The organism is Streptomyces sp. NPDC056835 (genome assembly GCF_042789485.1).
In the GTDB taxonomy this organism is placed as follows: domain Bacteria; phylum Actinomycetota; class Actinomycetes; order Streptomycetales; family Streptomycetaceae; genus Streptomyces.
This window is the reverse complement of record NZ_JBHUBB010000045.1, coordinates 27,474-46,081: the sequence shown is the minus strand read 5'-3', so window position 1 is coordinate 46,081 and position 18,608 is coordinate 27,474. Positions and strand designations below refer to the sequence as shown.

At 68.4% G+C, this 18,608-nt stretch carries 22 protein-coding genes; 7 read left to right on the top strand and 15 right to left on the bottom strand.

The window, feature by feature from the left end:
• Positions 1-17 precede the first annotated feature (17 nt).
• The 3 genes from ACFRMN_RS34895 (at position 18) to ACFRMN_RS34885 (ending at position 2,466) form a co-directional block, all read left to right on the top strand.
• The gene (locus ACFRMN_RS34895) at positions 18-857 is read left to right on the top strand and encodes a winged helix-turn-helix transcriptional regulator (protein WP_382664815.1); all 840 of its coding nucleotides are present in this window, start codon (positions 18-20) and stop codon (positions 855-857) included.
• Positions 858-972: 115 nt separating this feature from the next.
• Positions 973-1,923, top strand: coding sequence for a DUF317 domain-containing protein (locus ACFRMN_RS34890; protein ID WP_383027579.1), 951 nt, complete (start codon positions 973-975; stop codon positions 1,921-1,923).
• A 57-nt stretch (positions 1,924-1,980) separates the two neighbouring features.
• Positions 1,981-2,466 (top strand): hypothetical protein, encoded by a 486-nt coding sequence (locus tag ACFRMN_RS34885; RefSeq protein ID WP_383027576.1) that lies wholly within the window; start codon positions 1,981-1,983, stop codon positions 2,464-2,466.
• A gap of 4 nt (positions 2,467-2,470) precedes the next feature.
• Here the strand turns inward: ACFRMN_RS34885 and ACFRMN_RS34880 are convergent, their stop codons facing one another.
• Entirely contained in the window at positions 2,471-2,734 is a 264-nt protein-coding gene (locus ACFRMN_RS34880) for a hypothetical protein (RefSeq protein WP_383027574.1), read from the bottom strand.
• Positions 2,735-2,951: 217 nt separating this feature from the next.
• Here ACFRMN_RS34880 and ACFRMN_RS34875 point away from each other — a divergent pair, with 217 nt between their 5' ends.
• The 3 genes from ACFRMN_RS34875 (at position 2,952) to ACFRMN_RS34865 (ending at position 4,031) form a co-directional block, all read left to right on the top strand.
• On the top strand, positions 2,952-3,299 hold the full coding sequence (locus ACFRMN_RS34875; protein ID WP_383027571.1) for a DUF317 domain-containing protein: 348 nt from the start codon (positions 2,952-2,954) through the stop codon (positions 3,297-3,299).
• A 100-nt stretch (positions 3,300-3,399) separates the two neighbouring features.
• Positions 3,400-3,612: a hypothetical protein gene (locus tag ACFRMN_RS34870; protein WP_382664824.1), complete on the top strand. Its 213-nt coding sequence runs from the start codon at positions 3,400-3,402 to the stop codon at positions 3,610-3,612.
• Between the two features lie 101 nt (positions 3,613-3,713).
• Positions 3,714-4,031, top strand: a complete 318-nt coding sequence (locus ACFRMN_RS34865; RefSeq protein WP_382664826.1) for an esterase — start codon at positions 3,714-3,716, stop codon at positions 4,029-4,031.
• A 379-nt stretch (positions 4,032-4,410) separates the two neighbouring features.
• On the opposite strand, the gene ACFRMN_RS34860 is transcribed toward ACFRMN_RS34865, so the two are convergent.
• The 12 genes from ACFRMN_RS34860 to ACFRMN_RS34805 form a co-directional block, all read right to left on the bottom strand.
• Positions 4,411-4,950, bottom strand: a complete 540-nt coding sequence (locus ACFRMN_RS34860) for a hypothetical protein (RefSeq protein WP_382664827.1) — start codon at positions 4,948-4,950, stop codon at positions 4,411-4,413.
• Positions 4,951-4,981: 31 nt separating this feature from the next.
• Positions 4,982-5,869, bottom strand: coding sequence for a PIN domain-containing protein (locus tag ACFRMN_RS34855; RefSeq protein ID WP_383027568.1), 888 nt, complete (start codon positions 5,867-5,869; stop codon positions 4,982-4,984).
• A 123-nt stretch (positions 5,870-5,992) separates the two neighbouring features.
• Entirely contained in the window at positions 5,993-7,261 is a 1,269-nt protein-coding gene (locus ACFRMN_RS34850) for a helix-turn-helix domain-containing protein (protein WP_383027566.1), read from the bottom strand.
• A gap of 460 nt (positions 7,262-7,721) precedes the next feature.
• Complete coding sequence (locus tag ACFRMN_RS34845) at positions 7,722-8,126, bottom strand: hypothetical protein (RefSeq protein ID WP_383027563.1); 405 nt, start codon at positions 8,124-8,126, stop codon at positions 7,722-7,724.
• 106 nt (positions 8,127-8,232) lie between these two features.
• On the bottom strand, positions 8,233-10,005 hold the full coding sequence (locus tag ACFRMN_RS34840) for a relaxase/mobilization nuclease domain-containing protein (RefSeq protein ID WP_383027609.1): 1,773 nt from the start codon (positions 10,003-10,005) through the stop codon (positions 8,233-8,235).
• Positions 10,005-10,670, bottom strand: a complete 666-nt coding sequence (locus ACFRMN_RS34835; RefSeq protein WP_383027561.1) for a plasmid mobilization protein — start codon at positions 10,668-10,670, stop codon at positions 10,005-10,007. Before ACFRMN_RS34835 ends, ACFRMN_RS34840 begins: the two co-directional genes overlap by 1 nt.
• On the bottom strand, positions 10,667-10,891 hold the full coding sequence (locus ACFRMN_RS34830; protein WP_003972986.1) for a hypothetical protein: 225 nt from the start codon (positions 10,889-10,891) through the stop codon (positions 10,667-10,669). The genes ACFRMN_RS34835 and ACFRMN_RS34830 overlap by 4 nt, the downstream gene beginning before the upstream one ends.
• 102 nt (positions 10,892-10,993) lie before the next feature.
• Positions 10,994-12,052: a DUF2637 domain-containing protein gene (locus tag ACFRMN_RS34825; protein WP_383027558.1), complete on the bottom strand. Its 1,059-nt coding sequence runs from the start codon at positions 12,050-12,052 to the stop codon at positions 10,994-10,996.
• Positions 12,049-12,615: a WhiB family transcriptional regulator gene (locus tag ACFRMN_RS34820; protein WP_383027555.1), complete on the bottom strand. Its 567-nt coding sequence runs from the start codon at positions 12,613-12,615 to the stop codon at positions 12,049-12,051. The genes ACFRMN_RS34825 and ACFRMN_RS34820 overlap by 4 nt, the downstream gene beginning before the upstream one ends.
• Before the next feature lie 120 nt (positions 12,616-12,735).
• On the bottom strand, positions 12,736-13,440 hold the full coding sequence (locus ACFRMN_RS34815; protein WP_383027553.1) for an ATP-binding protein: 705 nt from the start codon (positions 13,438-13,440) through the stop codon (positions 12,736-12,738).
• Entirely contained in the window at positions 13,440-14,459 is a 1,020-nt protein-coding gene (locus tag ACFRMN_RS34810) for a hypothetical protein (RefSeq protein ID WP_383027550.1), read from the bottom strand. Before ACFRMN_RS34810 ends, ACFRMN_RS34815 begins: the two co-directional genes overlap by 1 nt.
• A gap of 1 nt (position 14,460) precedes the next feature.
• Positions 14,461-14,787, bottom strand: a complete 327-nt coding sequence (locus tag ACFRMN_RS34805) for a transcriptional regulator (protein WP_096624711.1) — start codon at positions 14,785-14,787, stop codon at positions 14,461-14,463.
• A gap of 556 nt (positions 14,788-15,343) precedes the next feature.
• Between ACFRMN_RS34805 and ACFRMN_RS34800 the strand changes: the two genes are divergently transcribed.
• The gene (locus ACFRMN_RS34800) at positions 15,344-16,216 is read left to right on the top strand and encodes a helix-turn-helix domain-containing protein (RefSeq protein ID WP_383027546.1); all 873 of its coding nucleotides are present in this window, start codon (positions 15,344-15,346) and stop codon (positions 16,214-16,216) included.
• Between the two features lie 199 nt (positions 16,217-16,415).
• Here the strand turns inward: ACFRMN_RS34800 and ACFRMN_RS34795 are convergent, their stop codons facing one another.
• Complete coding sequence (locus ACFRMN_RS34795; RefSeq protein ID WP_383027545.1) at positions 16,416-17,045, bottom strand: HAD-IA family hydrolase; 630 nt, start codon at positions 17,043-17,045, stop codon at positions 16,416-16,418.
• A gap of 281 nt (positions 17,046-17,326) precedes the next feature.
• The gene (locus ACFRMN_RS34790) at positions 17,327-18,562 is read right to left on the bottom strand and encodes an MAB_1171c family putative transporter (RefSeq protein WP_383027541.1); all 1,236 of its coding nucleotides are present in this window, start codon (positions 18,560-18,562) and stop codon (positions 17,327-17,329) included.
• Between the last annotated feature and the right edge of the window lie 46 nt (positions 18,563-18,608).

Sequence of the window (18,608 nt, the reverse complement as noted above, 5' to 3'; positions counted from 1 at the left end):
CCGATAAGGACCCCACCGTGCCTACCCCCGGCCTGCCTCCCAACTTCTCCATCGCTTCCATCGACGCCCAGCGCGTCGAGGAGGCTCTCGCCCGGATCGGGCCCAAGTGGACCACCTGGACCGCGATGACCCTGGCCCAGGTGAACGGCCCCGTGCGCGTCCGCGACGTTGCTGCGCAGCTCCCCTTCGTCAGTGAGCAGTTCGTCGGCAAACGGCTGGCCACGATGCACGCTGACGGACTGGTGATCCGCGATGACGACCGGCGGGGCGCGCCGTACCGACTCAGCGCGCTGGGCACATCTCTGGCCCCCGTCCTCCGCACGGTCTCGGACTGGTCCCGCACCCACCTGACACAGGAACCGATGGCCGAAGCCGAGCGTGTCGAAGACGCGCTGCGCCGCTTGCATCTACGGCATTCGACTGCCGTGATTCAGGCCCTCGACTCGGCTGACGGCCAGATGCGGTTCGTTCACATCGCCGAGGCGGCCGGTCTCGACAACGGCCTCGCACGGCAGCGACTTGTCCGGCTTCAGGCCGATGGCCTGGTCACGCGGACGGGCTCCCGGCACGGAGACCCGTACGTGCTCACCGATGCTGGCCAGGCGTTGGGGGCCGTCTACGCGAGTGTCGAGCACTGGAGCCAACCCTTCGCGCTGCGCAGTGGAACAGCGCCAGTGGCAGCAACGCGCACCCACGTTGGTATTCCGCTGGGGGCGGGAGCCGACAGCGCCCGGACCGCGGCGGCCCTACGACGGAGCGCCGCCGCGTCGAACGTCATGTTCAGCCACGCGCCTCAGCCGGAACCGCGGGTGCCGGCGGCCGTGACCGCTCAGTCGGCACCGGGCCGGGGCCGGTGACGGGGGTGAGAACTAGAGGCCACTCGCCACCACTACGGCATCCGCGTGCGCTCCGGCGGCTCCCGCCGCTGCATACGCGGGTCCGTTCTCCTCCTTCGCTTCCGGAGACTCGACCATGTACGCCCCTGATGACCCGACCCGGTACCAAGAGGTACTGGTCAGCCCCATGTATCTGGCTGGTTCCAACGGGACCGGCGAGGCTGGCTTCGCGCCCGTCGCCCACTGGCCCCATCAGTACCTCGATGAGGGCCCCTGCCAGCTCCTCGTGACCTCTCCCGACCAACGGATTCGGATCGGCTGGTTCGGCGACGACTTCGAACTGTGGAAGATCAGCGCAGCCGAGGACGCCTTCTCGGCGCCTCGCTGGACGGCGACGTTCAACCACGTCACCCCGGCCGAGATGGTCGCCGGCCTCACCGCCGCACTGGTCCAGGACTACGACGAAGCCATCGCCTCCGACACCCCCGGCCGCTTCTTGACAGGGCCAACCGTCCCCTGGAGGGACACCGTCCGGCCGCTGACCGATGCCGGCTGGAACCTTGACGGAGCTGCTGAACTCGGCACCGTCGAGATCATCGCTCCTGACGACCAAGCGGGCATCCTTATCGATCGGCGCGGCTACGGCTCCGACCGCACGACCGTCGAGCTGTGGGCTGGCCCGCCGGGCTGGGGCACTCGTGCCGAAGCGACTTTCACGGCCCGCACCCCATCGCATTTGATCGCCGCAACCGCCGCTGTGATGGCGAAGTCGACCCCGGTGGTCCGTGAACGCCACCAAGTCGACCGGCGGATGCAGCACCTTGTCACGATGACCCCTGTCGCTTCGGCCACGCCGATCGCCGAGGCTCAGGTTTCGCGCGCTCCGACTCCGCTGGACGTACGCCGCACCGCGGTCACCCAGGCCGTACACCGTGCCGCGCGGGCACCACGCACAGCAGCCGACCTCCGGGTGATGGCCGCGCAGAGCCGCTCCACGGGGGCGGCGCAGAAACGGACGGGACACCCCCCGCCCGCGACCTCTGCCCGGCTGCCGGCCAGCTCGCCGACGCCCCGGCGCGGACGCTGACTTCCACCCCAGGCCGCACTCCACCCGCGACCGTCCCCGCCCAACAGGAGTTCCACCATGCCCACCACCATGCTCGACCAGGCCACGGCCATGATCGAGAACGCCTGGGGCCAGCCCATCGAAGCTCTTGAGGTCCTAGGGGTCCGCCGCTCCAGCGAGGACCCGCTCCTGCGCTGCGCCATGCACACCCGCGCGGCCCTGGCCATCACGGACAGCGCGGTAACCGCTCACCAGGACCGTCTTCACACCCTGTCCCGGCATGGGTACGTGCCTGACTTCTACGAACTCGACCGGATCACCGAAACGGCGGTCAGCCTCCGCGTCGCCCACGCGGAGAGCCGTGCGTACCTCCAGGCGATCCGGCGCGTGGTGGAGGCTCGGGAGGTCGCCGCACCCGAGGTTGAACCACCGGCGGTTCGGCTGGCTCAGGCCGCTGTCGCCCGCTCCGGGCAGACGCAGCACGCCCCGGGGGCCGTGCCCGAGCCGTCCTCTCCGGCGGCTGTCGTCGGGCCGTCGGCGCCCACAACGGGGCCCCGGCGTTGAACGCTTAGCTCCGATTCTCGTCGCGGTGGCCCTCTTCGGCCCGGGGGCCCACCGCGCGGGCCAGCTCCTCCATCGTCAGCTCCACGCGCCGGCCTTCCGCGACCCGGCGCTCCACCGTCTCCTCGTCCGGCCACCGGTCGGGCTGTGCGCCGACTCCCCACTGGCCGTCGGCGACCATCGCGATGTCGCCCACGGTCCACGGCCGCCCGGCCGCCCGGATCTTGCGCTCCAGCCCGGCGCCGTCCCAGTGTCTGCTCGCCTCGGCCATCGTTGTCCCCCTTCTCTCGCCTGCGGCCCGTCACCGCAACCCATGTAGGACAACCGCGGTGGCCTGTCCATTCCCCGGTCTCCCGTCACCTGCCGACGACCCCGCGTTCGCCCGCGGCAGACGTCCTTGCCGGGAAACGACTACGCACTTCGGCATGCTGCATGCCAACGTACGGGTGTCGGGAAAACCGCAGGTCAACGAAGGGATCCATCTAACCGTGAGCACCTCTTCCACCCTCCTTCCGGCCGTTGTCCGCCCCACGGCGGATACTCTCCACTGGCTCTCCGCCGACCACGATGCGGGGCCGGTGCTCGATCTCCTGGACGCACTCGGGTGGGCGATCGGCGACACCCCCGAGGCCAACGTCCACGCGACCAGCCCCGACGGCTGTGTCTACGTCGGCTGGCTCCCCGAGGACCCGTCGGCCTGGCAGCGCAACATCGTCTGGCACGTCCGGGTGCAGCCCGCCGATGGCGACGCATGGGTCCAAGAGTTCGGTCTCCACACCCCCACCGAGGCCGTTGCCGGATTCCTCGCCGCCCTGGTCACCAACTCCTCGTGCTGACTGCCGATCAGGCTCCGCTCATACATCCACCGACGGCGCGACGACTCCCCCTCGTCGAGCCGACCAGCCCCCTCAATGTCCACCGTTCACGGAGACTCCCTTGCCCCAGTACCTGACCGTCGGCCACCTGCTCCGCCAGCTCCAGGAACTCGACCCCAACCTGCCGGTCCGTCTCGCCGTCAACCCCGACTTCCCCTTCGCTCACTTCGTAGGGGTCGAGGTCGTCGTCGGCGACGGCAAGGCGTACATCGCCGACGACGGCCAGGAGGACTACCTCCCGGTGGGGGCGCGCGACGCCCTCACCTGGGCCTGATCGCTTCCCTACCATCACGGAGGCTTCCCATCTCGTCACTCTCGCGCCCCGCACCCCGCCTCGCACTGCACACTGTCGCGGCGCGCCCCATGCCGCACGGCGTGCACAGCGCGCTTCTCCTGCGCATCTCCACCCGCCCCGACGGCCCCCTCGACATCACCTGGCTCGCCGCCGAGACTTCCAGACTCCCCCTCGGGCGCATTCGACTGCGCTGGGAGCCCGCATCGCTCAGCGGCTGGGACGTCACGACGTACCTGGGGCTGACCACTGCCGAGGTGCTCCTCGGTTCCTGGCCCGCCGCCCCGGACGACTGGCCGCGCCTAGTCCGTCCAACCCTGTACGAGGTGACCGGCCTGTGCGCCGCCCTCTCCTTCGCGACCGACGCCCTCGACCTCTCCAACCGGCTCTCCGGAGTCTGACCGAGGACCGCCGAAGGCCGCCCCGCGACGCTTAGGCAGGGGCGGCCTCGTCATGCGTCCCCCCGTTCGTTGCGTACGCTCGACCCGACGAAGGCCGACGTTGTCTTATGGGGTCGGTGCGGATGTCGATCCGCACCATCCATTTCGCAGCACTTCGCCCGCCGGCCAAACGATCGACGGGGCGAAGTAGGCAAGCACCGGATTAACCAACGGCATCCGCAGATGCCCGGGGCCTCTTGCTGTCTCGCCACGGCGAGCGAGGTGTGGTGGGGCGGGTCAGCGCCGTTCCATGGCCTGTCCCCTGTTCTCCGCTCTGTTGCGCGCGGGCTCGCCTTCGTTCCTCTTCTCCGTGCCCACAAGAGCCGGATTATTCAGGGAGTCAGTGAGGCTGGGCGGGGGCGGTGGAGGAGGTGGGGGCGGGTTCCCCTGGTTCTGTGCGTTTGTCATGCCCGTCAGTGTGCAGTACGAGACTGACAGTCGAGAGGAAGATTCCTGCGGCGACAGCGGCCAGAGTGACCGTCCAACGTCTTGTCTTCCGCTGGTGCAGGGCGTCGTTCTTCTCGAACATGCCCACCCTCGTTCCGGCAAGAGCCCCCAGCGCCGCGCCCTTCGCCGATCGCCCATAGGTGTCCAGGACATCCCGCGGCTTGATGTCCTCGTACGCGGCGAGGTTGAACACCGAGATACCGAAGCCAATGGCAACCGCATACGCCACGAAGGCCGCAGTGCCGGTAAACGGCTCGAAGCCCCGGGAGGCCAGGAACTGGGCGGCTGTGGCAGCGAACCCCACCAGGAAGATGGCCTTGGTGTCCACCTTCGCCCCCGACTCCGACTGTCGCGCCAGCCGCGCCGCAAGTTCGCTGTTGATCAGCTCCAAGGTCTCCTTCTGATCCTCGAACTCCTGCGGCGTCATCGTCATGTCCTGAGCGTACGAAACGCCCGGGGTCCGGTCATGGTGCCTGGATAAATGGCAGTCCGACGGCGGCGAGCTTCGTCTGGAGGTTGATGTCGTCGCTCGCAACGTAGACGGAAGATCCCGGATGCCGGGACTGCAGTAGGAGGGTGGAGGCCACCAGGCGGTCATCAGGCACGGTCAGGTCCAGCCAGTTCGGCAGCCCGTCGCCCTTGGGTTCAATGTGCTCGAAGACGGCGTGCACCTCACCCGCGACACGGACGCCGCGCCGCATGTCGCCGTTGGTCCGCAACCCCTTCAGACGACGGTCGGCTTTCTGCGCCGCGTCCCGGATATCGGGGTTACGTCCGGCGCGCTTGTGGTCGTCCAGTTCCCGCAGCACAGCGGGCATCAGATGGACCATGTACCGCTTCCCCAGCAGCGGTGTGTAGATCGCTACGTCGGGGTCGTCCAGCAAGACGTTCGTGTCGACCACCAAACGTACTGCCCAGGGGTCAGGGGGCAGCAGCTCGCCCAATTGCCGGAGGGTGGTCACGGCGTGACGCACGTAGTCGGTGGCCTTGTCGGTGGTGGAAGGCACCGTCGTATCACGAGGGCGCTCAAGCCAGCGCATCAACAGGCCGAGGCTCTGCTCAAGACGCTTGGTGACCTCTGGCGTCGGATGCGGGAACAGGAGCCGGAACAAGGGCTCCCATTCCCTTACGCGGCCCAGCAGCTCCATGCGACGCGCCTCGAGTTCTGGGCTGCTGGGCACCCAGCCCCACTTCGGAGCACCAATGTGCATCACGTAGCCGCGTCCGCGGTTGGGGTCGGTATTCCGGATCTGCGAGTCCGCCAGGATCTGCACGAAGCCTGCTTCGATCAGGTCCAGGTCCGACCGCAGCCGATCCAGGTAGGTCGGCGGGGGCGCTTGCTTGGAGGCCATCTCCTGATAATGCCGTGTGCCTGTGACAGTCCTCCGTGCCGGGCGGGGGCACTCATCGATCGATCAGCGGAGAGCCGGCCAGGCAGTGCCGAGAATGGCACAGCCGATGGCCTCCGGTCTGGACTACAGCCCGAATTGGTTCATCAGATCCATGCACAGTTCGTCGGCACTGCCGCGTCCCTCCTCCTCTGCCGACACCGGGGAGAGTGATGTGTGCGCGGGTTGGATGTAGTGGGGGCGGCGGGCGTAAGGGGGCGTGCTTTCCCGCCCTTGGAGATCACCCCATTGCGAGGTGAGCGGTGCCAAAGCTCTGGGCTTGTCCGGTGAGATGATCACCGCTGTGAGTTGCAGCGCGCTGTCCAGGCGCAGCTTCCTCTGCTGCTCCTGCGCGGTGGCGACGAAGTCGTAACAGCATGCCGTCACCAGGCGCTCGGATACGAGGAGGTCATCGTCCTGGCCGGGAGGCTCCTCGCTCTCCCGGATAAAGGACAGGTTGGCCGCCATCACCACGGTGCCGTCGTAGTGCAGCTCGGTGATGATCTCCCGGTTGATGGGCGACTCCAGATTGCTGCACACCCAGCGGCGCAGGCCGGAGCGCGGGTTGAGCAGCGTGTCCGGCCCCATACCGACCAGAGGCCCTGGCACCAACGGTTTCCCGTGCAGAGCGCGGGCTCGCCTCTCGGCGGACTTGAGGACCTCCCGCGCCTCTCCCCGGCTCATCGTGTAGGCACCGCGCGGCAGGGGCCGCTGCGGTCGGGAGACCGCGATGAACCATGCCGAAGGCGCGGAAGCATGCGCGGTGATGGTCCTGGTCGTGAAGTCGATGTGGCGCTGAAGTTGTTCCTCTGCCAGACCGACACGGGCGAAGCGGTCGCGGTAGGCGCGCTCGACCTGATGCTCCGCCATCCAGGCGGTATGGTCGTTGTCCCGATAGGGGACAACCGCGGCCTGCTGATCCTTGTCCTTGGCGGCGGTGCCGTACACCAGGTGCGGTGCCATCTCGCTGGCCGGCACATCGACGACCAAGACGGACTTCGTTCCATCGGTCAGCTCGAACATGTCCAGGTCCGGCAGGTATGGGTGGACGTGGTTGCGGATCCACTGCGCGTACTGCTGCAGGTTGGCTTCCTGGGGGTCTATGCCCAACAAGCGGGTCGTCTTGTCCTCTACGCCGTAGATGATCAGACCACCACGGGTGTTCGCCATGGCCGCGACGTCCTTGGCGAACTCATTCCAACGGCCATCCCTGGGCGGTTGAGGGAGCGGCTCCTTCCAGTCCAGGTCGTCGAACTCGTCCAGGTTGTCGTCCGTGGCCCGGCGGACCATGTCGAAGGTGAGAGGCCCGGGTGGGCATCCGAGATGCTCGTGAATTCTTGTCCATGTGCGTGCCATGAGGGCAGCGTAGAACGGCTGACTACCGACGCGACCCGAGGCTGAGCATGGATTAGGGCGAGGCCGCCCCGGCGCCCGCCGCTGTGCCGCTGACGTCACCGGCACAGCGGAACCACCACGACGTATTCAACAAGGCCTCCTACACGGGCGGGACGTACACCTGTGACCTCATCGAGGAGTACGGGCCGCACTCCGAACGAGCCGACTACTAACCACCACCGCACGGGCCGGGCATCTGCGAATGCCGTTGGTTAATCCGGTGCTTGCCTACTTCGCCCCGTCGATCGTTTGGTCGGCGGGGCAAAGCGCTGCTCAGTGGATGGTGCGGATCGCCCCATACGACATTGTCGGCCTTCAAGACCACAACTGGGTCTTTAAGGTCGACGTCACGCAGAGCCCCGATAGACCAACAGTGTGCGATATGCCGGTGGCGCCCCTCGGCGTTCGGTCTGGTGCTCGCCTACTCCAGGTAGATGCCGGCGAATACGCCGTCGAACCCGAGCGCGGCCAGACCCGCCTCAACACTCGGGTACGTCGTCCCGTGCGGGCCGCCGACCAGGGCGTCGAAGTCGGCGCGGCCGATCTCGGGCTCGAGCCACTGGTTGCCGCACCGGCAGCGGACCCAGACGTTGCGCCCGTGGTTGATGAGCAGCCAGTCGCGTCGGGCACGGCAGGCGGAGCACATCACGGGGATACCCCCGAGAGCGAGTTCGCGTGAGTGGCCGACGCAGCGAATCGCCCCCGGCCCGTCGGCCCGCCGCGTCTCGGCCTGGAGCTGCAGCAGGGGGTCGGTACCAGTGGGGAGGACGGGCAGCGCGGGTGCCGGCTCCGTGGTGCGGGTGGTGGTTCTGAGCACGAGCGTCATCTCCCGGTTGTCGGTCCTGTCTTCATCCGTGACAGCCGGTGGAACCGGCTGTCCATACATTTTGCAGCGCCCGCTCGGCAGGTGGTCGACTACCGGTTCGACCTAGTCAACGACGTGGCGAGCGGCGGTTGGGGTCTTGAGTAGTCCCGAGCGGTACGGCTGCCGTCGCGTTTCGTTCACTGGTGCGGCTGCTCGGCGTGGTGGCCTGGCGGGTGGCGGCCTGCGGACGACGGGCACCGTCACCCGGGTGTGCCGGGAGCTGGGCGATGCGACGCAGACGCCAGACCAGGACGTCGCTCACGTCATCAGCGCTTTCGAGTTCGCGCATGTCGATGGCCTGGCGCAGGAGGGCTTCGGAGTCGTGGCCCGCCTGCTCGGCCTGGGCGAGGGTGGCGACCAAGGCGTCGGTCCTCGCTTCCATGCCCCCTGCCCGTACGACCTTCTCCGGCAAAGCGGCACGAAGGGTGGCTTCGTGCGCGCGGCGCTGGGCTTCTGGAAGAGCCCGACCTTGGTCGTGCAGCACTCGCATCGGGGTGGCAGCGGCCTGCCGGTAGGCGGTGCGCAGGTGCGCGGCGGCTTGTCGGGAGGCGTGGGCCTGCTGGGCGTGTCCGCGGGCGGAGTGCCAGCGGGCGGCGGCGAGGGTGACGAGGACGAGGGTGGAGACGAGCATGGCGGTGGTGCCGCCGTCCTCGCCTCGGCCGAGCGCCCCGCCGGCCTGGACAATGCCTCGGGCGGCTGAGCGGAGGGCCCGGGTGTCGGCGCGTTCGGCGCGGACATGACTGCGGGTTGCCCGTTCGAAGGCGCGGGCTGCGGCGGCCAGCTCGGTGCGGGTGGTGGCCGGTGAGGTCTGGGCCACTGCGTCGAGGAGTTCTCCGACGCCGACGAGCTGGGGGGCGGCCTCGCCGTCCTCGTCGCGTTCCAGGAGCGTGGCCGAGCGCTCTGCGATGACGGTGGCGTTGCGTCGTTGACGGGCGGGCGGTGACCAGTTCGTCCGGTCAGCGCCGACCGCGGGCGCGCTCGGCTCGGCGGCCCCGTCGGTGAGGCGTAGACGGATCTTCGGAAGGGAGAGGTCGGGGGCCAGTTTGGAGCCGGGGTACCAGACCGGGTCTCCGTCGCGGTTGCGGTCGCCGGGCAGGGCCACGTTGTAGCCGAGCGCGTCACCGGACGGTGCGTGCCGCAGCTTCACCCGTACCCCCGCCTCTCGGAGCCGCGTGAAGAACTCCTCTTCCGAATCCGCTCCCGCCACGGCTCGACGAACGGCCTCGCGGAGCGTCTCGCGCGAGGTCCCCGGGCGGCCGGTGCGCTCGGCCTTGAACTTCTCGGCGCTGCTGGGATTCTTCGCTGCGGTTCCGTCACCGGCGTTCAGGCGCCGCAGGCCCATCTCCTTCTCGATGCGTCGGCATTCGGCCTGGGCCTTGTTGAAGTCGTAGTTCAGGCGCGGGTTGCGCAGGTCGCCGCGTACGAGGGTGGCGACGATGTGGATGTGGTCTTCCGCGTGGCGGACGGCGATCCACCGGCAGCCGTCGGAGTCTCCAGCCGGGGCGATGCCGGTGGCGTGGACGATGCGCTGGGCGACGGCGTTCCACTCCTCGTCGTCCAGCCGCCGGTCCCCGGGGGCGGTGCGGACCGAGCAGTGCCAGACGTGCTTGGCGGGTGCGCGGTCGCCGGCCTGCTTGACCCGCAGGTCCAGGGCGGCGGTGAGCCGGGCGAGGGTGACCTTCGGGTCGGGGTCGAGGCCGGTGTCGCGGCCGGGGTCGGGGGCGAAGCCGTCCCAGGAGCCGACGAGGTGTGCGTCGGTGTGCTCCTCGCGCCGTCCGGGGCCGTACAGGTAGACGAGGAGGCCGTGGGTGCGGGAGCCGCGTCCGATGTCGGGAACCATCACAGCCGCCGGGTCACCAGGTCGTTCGCCGCGTCATCGACGCGGGCGAGAAGTCCGGTCAGCGCGCCCAGCGCGTGTTCGAGTTCACCGGCGCACGGCTGGCCACCGCTGTTGAGGGCGAAGGCGATCTGGTTGATGTTGTTGCCGATCCGGGCCAGCGCGGTGCGCAGAGCGGCGAGTTCGTCGATGGCGGTGTCGAGCTGGTCGTTGCTGTGCACGGGGGCGCATCCGCGGGCGGCGCTCAGGCCGGAGACGGCGAGGAAGCGGGCGACGGTGACGCCGCGCTTGGTGGCGGCCTCGGCGATCTCGGTCTTCTCGGTGTCGGAGAGGCGGGTGGTCGTCTTGCGGGTGCGCTCGCTGGGGTTGCGGGTGCGGCGGCGCGGTTTGCGGTCGGGGTAGGCGGGCGTGCTCGGGCTCGGCTGCTCGCGGTGGTCGTCGCGGTCGGCTTCTCCCCCGGTGACCGGCGCCCCCTGGTGCCGGTTGCCCGGCTGGTCCCCGTGCGCCCTCGCTCGGGGACCAGCCGGGCTTCCCCCGCCCTCCTGGGCGGGGGCAAGTGCGTACGTCGGGCCGTAGGACCGTCGTACGCGATAGCTTGCTCCGCCAGGAGCCGTGGTGGGGTCACGCTGCTGTCCAGCGGAGGTGGCCACCGGGTCGTTGGTGTTCACCGGCTCGTCTCCGGGTCCTGCTGCTGGATTTCGCGGACGAGTTCCTCGATCCAGTCCATGGCCAGGACGGGGTGGTGCAGGGTCCAGGGCCGGTCGTGCTGCTCGCGTTGCACGATCCAGGTGGTGTCGGGGCCGGACTGGGCGCGGTGAAGGTGTCCGTGCTGGTGCAGGACGGTCAGCCAGGAGTCGACTTCGGCGGGCGTGGCCGGGTGAGTGCGCATCGGGTGCTCTCCGCTTCTGCTGTGGCGGGGTGTGTCGGTGACATGCGGAGTGGGTGACCGGCCGGGGTGACCGGCTCGGCCACCCACTCCGTGCAGGTTCGGTCAGGGCCGGGAGGAAGTGACCGGCTGGCGGTGCTGCTCGCGCAGCTGGGCCATCAGCGCGGTCAGGGTGTCGCTGGACAGCGGGATCTGCTGACCTCGGATCGCCTGGGCGACCACCTTGCGGGTCAGTTTGTCCTCGGCCCTGACCGCCGACCGGGCGATCGCCAGCAGCTCCTCGGTGTCCGGGTCAGGACGCCGGTCACCAGTCGGCCGAGCGGCCCGGTCAGTGACCGGCGGCGAGGTGACCGGCGGGGCACTGACCGCCGCCGGGCTGCCCTGGTCATCACCAACCTGGGCCGCACTGCCGGGGCGGTCAGTGACCGTCCGACCCTTGTCCGCCTGTCCCGGCAGGTCAGGGGCACCGTGGTGGTGGTCGGTGACCGACTGGCCGCTGGTCGCCGGGGTCGAGTCTCCGGTCACTGACCGGGCGGCGGTGTCCTCGTCGGTCGGGGACAGCGGCAGCCGGTCGGTCAGAGCGGTGACCGACTGACCGGACTTGACCTGACCGGCCGCTGACCACTGCTGACCGGCTCGGTCGGTCCGGGTGACCTCGATAGCGTCGCCCCGGTCGGTCTCACCGAGGTGACCGAGCTGACCGAGGTTCTGCTGGCCAGAGTCCTCGACCGGGCCCCGGGCAATGAGGATGTAGAGGTGGACCGCTCCGGCCAGTGCGAGCGGGGCGATGGTGGAGAGCACCGCGACCACCGCGTCACCGAGCTGGAGGCCGGTGCCCGCGACCGTGTCCTGGTTGATGCGCACCGCGTGGAGTGCGTTGGCCCAGATGCTGGCGGCGGTGGCCGTGCCGAAGAGCGTCCAGACGTAGAGCCGGGCGCGCAGGGGTGCGTTGCGCAGGACCAGGAGGGCTCGGATGCCGTAGGCGATGAACCCGTCGATCACCAGGGGGAACAGGTAGGTAAGGAAGCCTCGGATGTGGATGGCCACGGCCATCTGCTGCAGGGCGTCGTACGACAGCGCGCACCCCGCGCCCCCGAGCGCCACGACAGCCGCGCGGTCCCACCCGGATATGTGCGCCGTCTTCGACGCGCTTGCGATGTTCATGCCGCCGTCCCGAAGTCGTCGCGGATCAGGCGCTCGCCGCTGGTCTCGGGGGGTGTGGTGTTCGTGGTGGGCTGGTTCAGGGTTCGGTTGCGCTCGGCCCGGCGGATCTCGCGGTACCGCTTCTTGGCGTGCTCCTCGGTGACCTTCAGAAGCCAGGCCAGGCGCTGCTCGCTCACCCCGTGGCGGTAGGCCGCGTACTCGACCGCGCGGCGCTCCGTATGGGTGAGGTGCACGTCGCGTCCGGCGATGGTGGCATTGACGCGGCTGTAGTCGAGGCGGCTGGCGAGCTTGTCGTGCAGCGGCCCGCGCTCCTCTTCCGTCAGGCCGCCACGGATCCCGTCGGTGTCACCCCCTTCGAGAGCGGCGTCCAGGCAGGTGCGGCGGACCGGGCACTGGCCGCACAGGGCCTTGGCCGTGGCGATCTTGGCGGTCTCGTCGGGTTCGGGGAAGAAGACTTCGGGGTCCACCGGGTTGTACTCGGTGCTCTGGCAGACGGCGTCGGCCTGCCAGGTCTGGTCGCCGAGCTGACGGTGGTGGGCGGGGCCGTTCATCGTGCTGGTCATGCAGGGTGCTCCGATCGCTCTCCGCGCGCAGGGGCGTCGGCGGAGAGGTGCGCTGGCGGTAGGTGCCCCGGGGGGGACGGCGCTGCGAGGGCGCGGTCCGGCGGGGTGGCCTGTGGAGGGTCAGGCGGCGGCGCTGTGGCGTCTGCGGTCGACGGCCTCGAACTCGACTCGGGTGGTCATCTGCGCGAGCCTGCTGGCGACTCGGTCCCCGAGGTAGGAACGCAGGTCCTTGATCGCCAGGTTGGTCGTGATCAGCGTGGGGAGTTCGTAGTTGTACCGCCGGTTGATCAGCCGATACGTGATCTCCTCGACCCATTCGCTCGCCTTGGCCGCGCCGAGGTCGTCGATGATCAGCAGCGGGCACCGACTGACGGCCGCCAGCTCCCGCTCACTGTCCACCCCGGGCCGGGGGCGGAGATCGGCGTAGAGGTCGGCGGCGGTGGTTGCCCGCCAGCGCGCGCCGATCCCGCTCTGCACCAGCGCTCGGACCGCGCCATACGCCTGGTGCGTCTTGCCCGCGCCGACGACCCCAGCCATCAGCAAGCTAGGTCCGGTGGTGACCTGTCGTCGGGCTCCACAGCTGGGGGCGGCGGCCGCGTCGGTGACCTTCCGCACCCACTCCAGGACCGTGGGGTGGTCGGCGACAGCCGCTTGATAGCGCGGGGGCATCCCGGCGAGCAGAGCGTCCAGCGGCGAGAAGGGCTCGGCGTCGTCCGGCAGCGCGGCGTCGGCCGGGTCGATGTTGCGGGCGGCCAGGATCCGGGCCATGCGCTCCAGCGTGGCTTCGTTGCCGAGGAGCTGCGGTTCGCGGTGACGGGTGTGCATCACAGCTCCTCGGCGTAGGCGGCAGAAGCGTTGGCCGGGTTGGTCCACGCCTGGTGGGCGGGCACGTTAGGCCGGATTCCCGGCCGCGCCAAACCGCCGGGGCGAGCATTCATCGCCTCGTTGACCATGCTGGTCAGCACGCTCGGGTGCTTGGGGTTGGCCGTGAAGTTCGCCAGCCCGGCTCGGATGTGCCCCGGTGCGATGCCCTCGTCCAGGAGCTTCTTGATGATCCGTCCGAGGTGCCCGATCACGTCGCTCGGGGGGCGCTGGTCGCACCCGGCGACGTACTCCCCGACGAGGTCCTTGGCGGAGATGCCGGCTGCGGGCGCTGTGCGCCCCGTAGGGACAAGAGATCCAGGATCCAAGATCCTAGATCCAGGCGCCGAGCCTTCGGGGAGGCTTCGGGGAAGGTTCGGGGAGCCGCCGGAGGCAACCCTCTGACCTGCACTTTTAACTCCGTTCCGCCCGGGTGCGCTGCTGGCTCCATCGGCGGCCTCCTGCCGGTCGGCGGCTGGCCCGTCTGCCTGTTCCGACACCGTCGAGGAGGGTGCGGCAGGCAGATCGAGGGCTCGGGGTGCCCTCGCCGAGGTCTCAGCGAGTCCTCGGGGAGTGGTGGGCGAGCCCTTCCCCCTCCGGGAGCAGGAGCCCTTGCAGGGGGCGCACCGGTCGGCAGCCTGGTGCTGCGGGCACGAGGGCAGGCGCGACTGGCTCGGCTTGTCGATCTTCTGGTGCTCGGACCAGGTCACGATGTGGAGGTAGAGGCGGCCGTCGCATCCGGTGTATCGGCAGATCAGTCCGGCGTTCGCGAGCTGGTGGAGGTCGTCTTCGACGTGGACCGAGGTGTGCTCGGCGCGCAGGGGCCAGAGGAGCCCCGCGATGATCGCGGCGTTGTCCCGGTGGCGACCATGGTCGTCGGCCTGGGTGAGCAGGCCGAAGAAGGTCCGCTCGGCCGCCACGGTCACTTCGGCGAGCGACTCGGACGTGAACGCCTCCGGCTTGACGGTTCGGATCCGGGCCATCTCAGCGGCCCCGCTCAGCGGCGACCAGGTCGCTGCGGGTCAGGGTGGCGTCGGCAAGGCAGAAGGTGTGGGGGCGCATCCAGTCCACCTCCGGCCAGACCCGCAGGATCCAGCGTGCCGCGACCCTGGCGGTCGGGCGGCCCAGCTCAAGGGTCCTTCCGGCCTCGTCCTTGACGACGGCGTGCAGATGAGGCCACGTCTGTGTCGGGTCGGTGAGGCTGACCCGGATCGTGGCCGCCCCCGGGATCATGTCGGCGAGCTGTGCGGCGAGGCGGCGCGGACGGCCGTCGTCTGCGCAGGCCGGGCTTCCGCTCGGCGTGGCGAGCATGCGATACTCCGTTGTTCGAAGGAGCGCGGTGCGGCGGTCTCGTGCAAGAAGTTCTGCCGCCCGCGTGATGTGTAATTGGCGCCCCTCGGGGTGCCAGCCCGGCGCTTGGGAGTTGGTAGCTCCTCGGCGCCGGTTTCAGTTTCGGGGTCAGATCACGGGTCGTATGCCGGCATCCGTCCCGCCTCCTTTTCGCTGGTCATCGGCCCCTTTCCGGAGCGCCGCCCGGCGTGGGACGACGAACATACGTAGAGCCCGCGGACAAGTCCATCCCGTTGTCCGAAAGATCGTTTGCGGTCGCCTTACTCCGTGTCGGCCGCTCTCAGGAGCGTGATGCCGACGTAGATCCGCGCCGCCCGGCAAGCGCTGCAAGCGCTTGTCGCGTGAGCGGTTATGGCATACGAATATGCACAGAGGTCCCCCAGGGCTCGGCACCGTAGAATCGGGCCTGATCAACAGGTGCGATACGGAAACGTACGTCAGTTTCGAAAATGCATCAACCCTGGCTTACAGTTGACCCCGACACCGAGCCCATCGCCACCTCGCACCAGGAGTCCCAGTGCCCCCTCGTCAGTTCGACGGCAGCCTCGTGCGTGCTGTCCGCCGACGCAGGGACATGCACCAGAGGCAGCTGGGCGAACTGGTGGGCGTCAGCGGCGCCACCGTCGCACGATGGGAATCCGGGAAGGATTTCCCCAAGGGCGAGAAGCTGCCAGCGATCGCCACGGCGCTCAACGAACCACTGGACGAACTGTTCCCTCACGAGGGACCGCCGGACCTACAGCTCCTGCGATGTGACGCCGGTCTCAGCGTGGCGGAGGCCACCGAGATCATCGGGGCAAGCCGGGGACCGGTGGGCAACGCCGAGTCCGGGCGGCGCAGGCTCAACGCCAGCTATGTGAAGCCGCTGGCGGCGGCGTACGGGGTGGCCGAGGAGGAGCTGCTCGCGGCGCAGGATCGCTCGTTCGGCATTCGCACCACCGCCCCACATGGCGATCAAGAGGCCGCGCCTCGCACGATCGGAGAAAAGATCAACTTTCTCCTGCAGTACGGTTCCACCGGCGAGGAGGCGCTCTCCGATGCGGAGATCGCGCGACTCGTCAACGAGCATGCGCCGACCGCAGCCGTCACCGCCGAGGGCATCGGCGAGCTGCGCGACGGAACCGAAACCGCGGCATCGGATGAAGTGCGCGCCGGCCTGGCGCACGCCTTCCAGGTCCCCTCCTGGCTGTTCGGCGATGACGCCGAACTGAGCCCCATGGTCCAGGAGTTCCTGGAGGCTGTTCGCTTCATCGGCTCGATTCACCAAGGGCACATCCTCGGCCTGGCCGCACGCGGCAGCGAGATCCTCTCCCGGAGATCGATGGCCGACATCAACAGGCTCGTAGGAGAGCTGCGGCACGCTCTGTCCGAGGTTCAGGACAAGGAGTAGCCCCGCTAGTAGCGGGCGGGTGTAGATCAGTTGCGGTACCGCCGCCTTGCGGGCGCGTCCGAGGACCCCTGACCGCCTATCGCTCCTCGGCTCTGGCCGGGCCAGCCCATTTCTCGGACCGGATGCACGAAGGGACTACGGCTCGGCCTCCGGGGAGGCCGAGCCGTAGTCCCTTCATACGGACGGAATCGACGCCGATCTATGAAGCGGCCAGGTCGACGTCGAGCAGCTCGGACAGGGCTGCGACCGTCTGCTTCGGGTCCTGGTTGTGCACTCCCGCGAGGCCGAGCTGCTCCGCCGCCTGGACGTACGCCTCGGTGTCATCGACGAAGACGCACTCTTCGGCAGGCAGGCCCATGAGCTTCAGCGTGGTCTCGAAGAGCTGGACGTCGGGCTTGCGCATCATGTGGTGCTCGCTGATGACGACGACGTCGTACAGCTTCTCCAGCTCGTAGCCGGCATACAGGTCCCACGGCGCCAGGCCCACGGAATTGGACAGGATGCCGACCGTGATCCCGGCCCGGCGTGCTGCGGCGGCTGCGTCGATCAGCAGCGGCTCAGGACGGAGGTCGCCGAAGATCCTCCCCATCAGCCCGTCCGCCGACACATTCAGCATCCTGCCGGCGAACTCGTTCCACTCGCGCTGGGACACCACTCCGCGTTCCAGATCGCTGGTGATCCGGACGCCCTCCGGGTCCTTGTACAGGGCAGTGAGGCAGGCCCCCTGGGGAAGCCCTTCACGCTGCTCGAACGCCAACACAGCGGGCAGCAGGGGGGTGGTGAGAACGCCTCCGAAATCAAGAATGAGGCCGGTACGGCGGTTGGACATGCGGGGAACTCCATTGCTGAGATTTCGGACGCCTATCCAGACCGGACAGCGTCGCGGACCCGGCGCACATGGCGGTCGCAGAAGCTGCGCATCGCAGGCCAGGAAGTGCACTTGCAGGGCGGGGCAAAACCTCTTTGTCCGCCTTGCCCACGGTACCAGTCGCGACCGCACGCCCGATGGTGCCGAATCTCACGCAGCCCTACAAGATCGCATCTCTGAGTGACAGGGCGTATACGCCGAAAACACGGATAAGGCAACCCGACGCACACTGTGCTCCAGAACTACTGCCGAGATTCCGATTCCAACTTCTCGGAGTCATGAAGAACTTCTCGCGCTTGGTCACCGGTGATCTGCGTGTAGACCGTGCTGACTCGCACGTACCACGCAGCTTCACTTTCGGTGTCCACGAACGGCTTGTCTCTCATCAGGGTGGCCGACGACGGCCTGACGGATTCTGCGTTAGCGGCAAGAAGGCCAGCCTTTATCCAGTAAGCCTCCGCAGCAGGCTCGGGATCGGAGTGCGGGGACGCCTTGTCCTCCGCAGCAAAAATCAAGTCGCACGGCACGTAGTAGCGCAGTTTCTCGCAGGCGTCGGAGATATCTTGCGTCCATCGGTCCAAGCGAACATCGATGGGGACGCGAAACTGCAAGAGTTCCGTGATCCGTCGGCCGGGCGGGTACAGGCTTGTTCCGGGAAAAGCCTCGACTAGATCGAACCAGAGCGGATAGATCAAGTTCAGGGTTCGGAACGTCTTCCATCGCGCAGCAGCCGCGCGGGTCGTCGGAATGCTTGCCCCTACTGCGACGATGACGAAAAGGAGATTCATCCAGATCGCTGTGGCATCGACCAGGAATCGCACCGTCGATTGACCGAGAGGGAATATTACGGCACTCCACAATATGGCAATTCTGGCTATCGTGTGAACGAGCCCCATCCACATCGCGAAACCCATCAAACCGAGCCCGATGCGCATGCTCGTGCTCTCAGCTCGGCGTGCCGCCCTCGTCCACTGATAGCCGCATACGGCGGTGGTGACTAGCGGAAAGAAGTAGAACATGGTCATGTAGACCGCGACGCCCCATTCTCCCGCATGGTCAACGAGGAAGTCCTCGCTCGGCCGATCTCGTTGGACAACGGTGAAGAAGAGGATCGCGAGCAGCACCACGCCGACGGCTCCGGCCTTGTACGACGCTCGGGCGATCCACCGCGAGAACTCCACATGCCTGGGCACGACCGCCTCAGCGGTCTTGCCGTAGCTGGTGGCGACGTAGGTCAGGGCCGCCATGATCGCCGCCGTGCTGGCAAAGTGCCGGAGCAGGGCGCTGAGATCGACCACCGGAATGCGATCGACCGCGTCCATTGCTGCTGGGGTGTATAGACACAGGGCCACCGCAAATCCGGCGTAGCCGCCCCAGAGCGCCCTACGATGCGCATCGCCATATCTGACAGCCGGGAAACGCCAGATGGAGATCAGCGTCATAACTGCCGCAGTGAAGTATTTGAAGAAGTTGAACACGGAATCAGTCGATCTATAGGTGCCACACCTGTCGCCGCTCACGGGC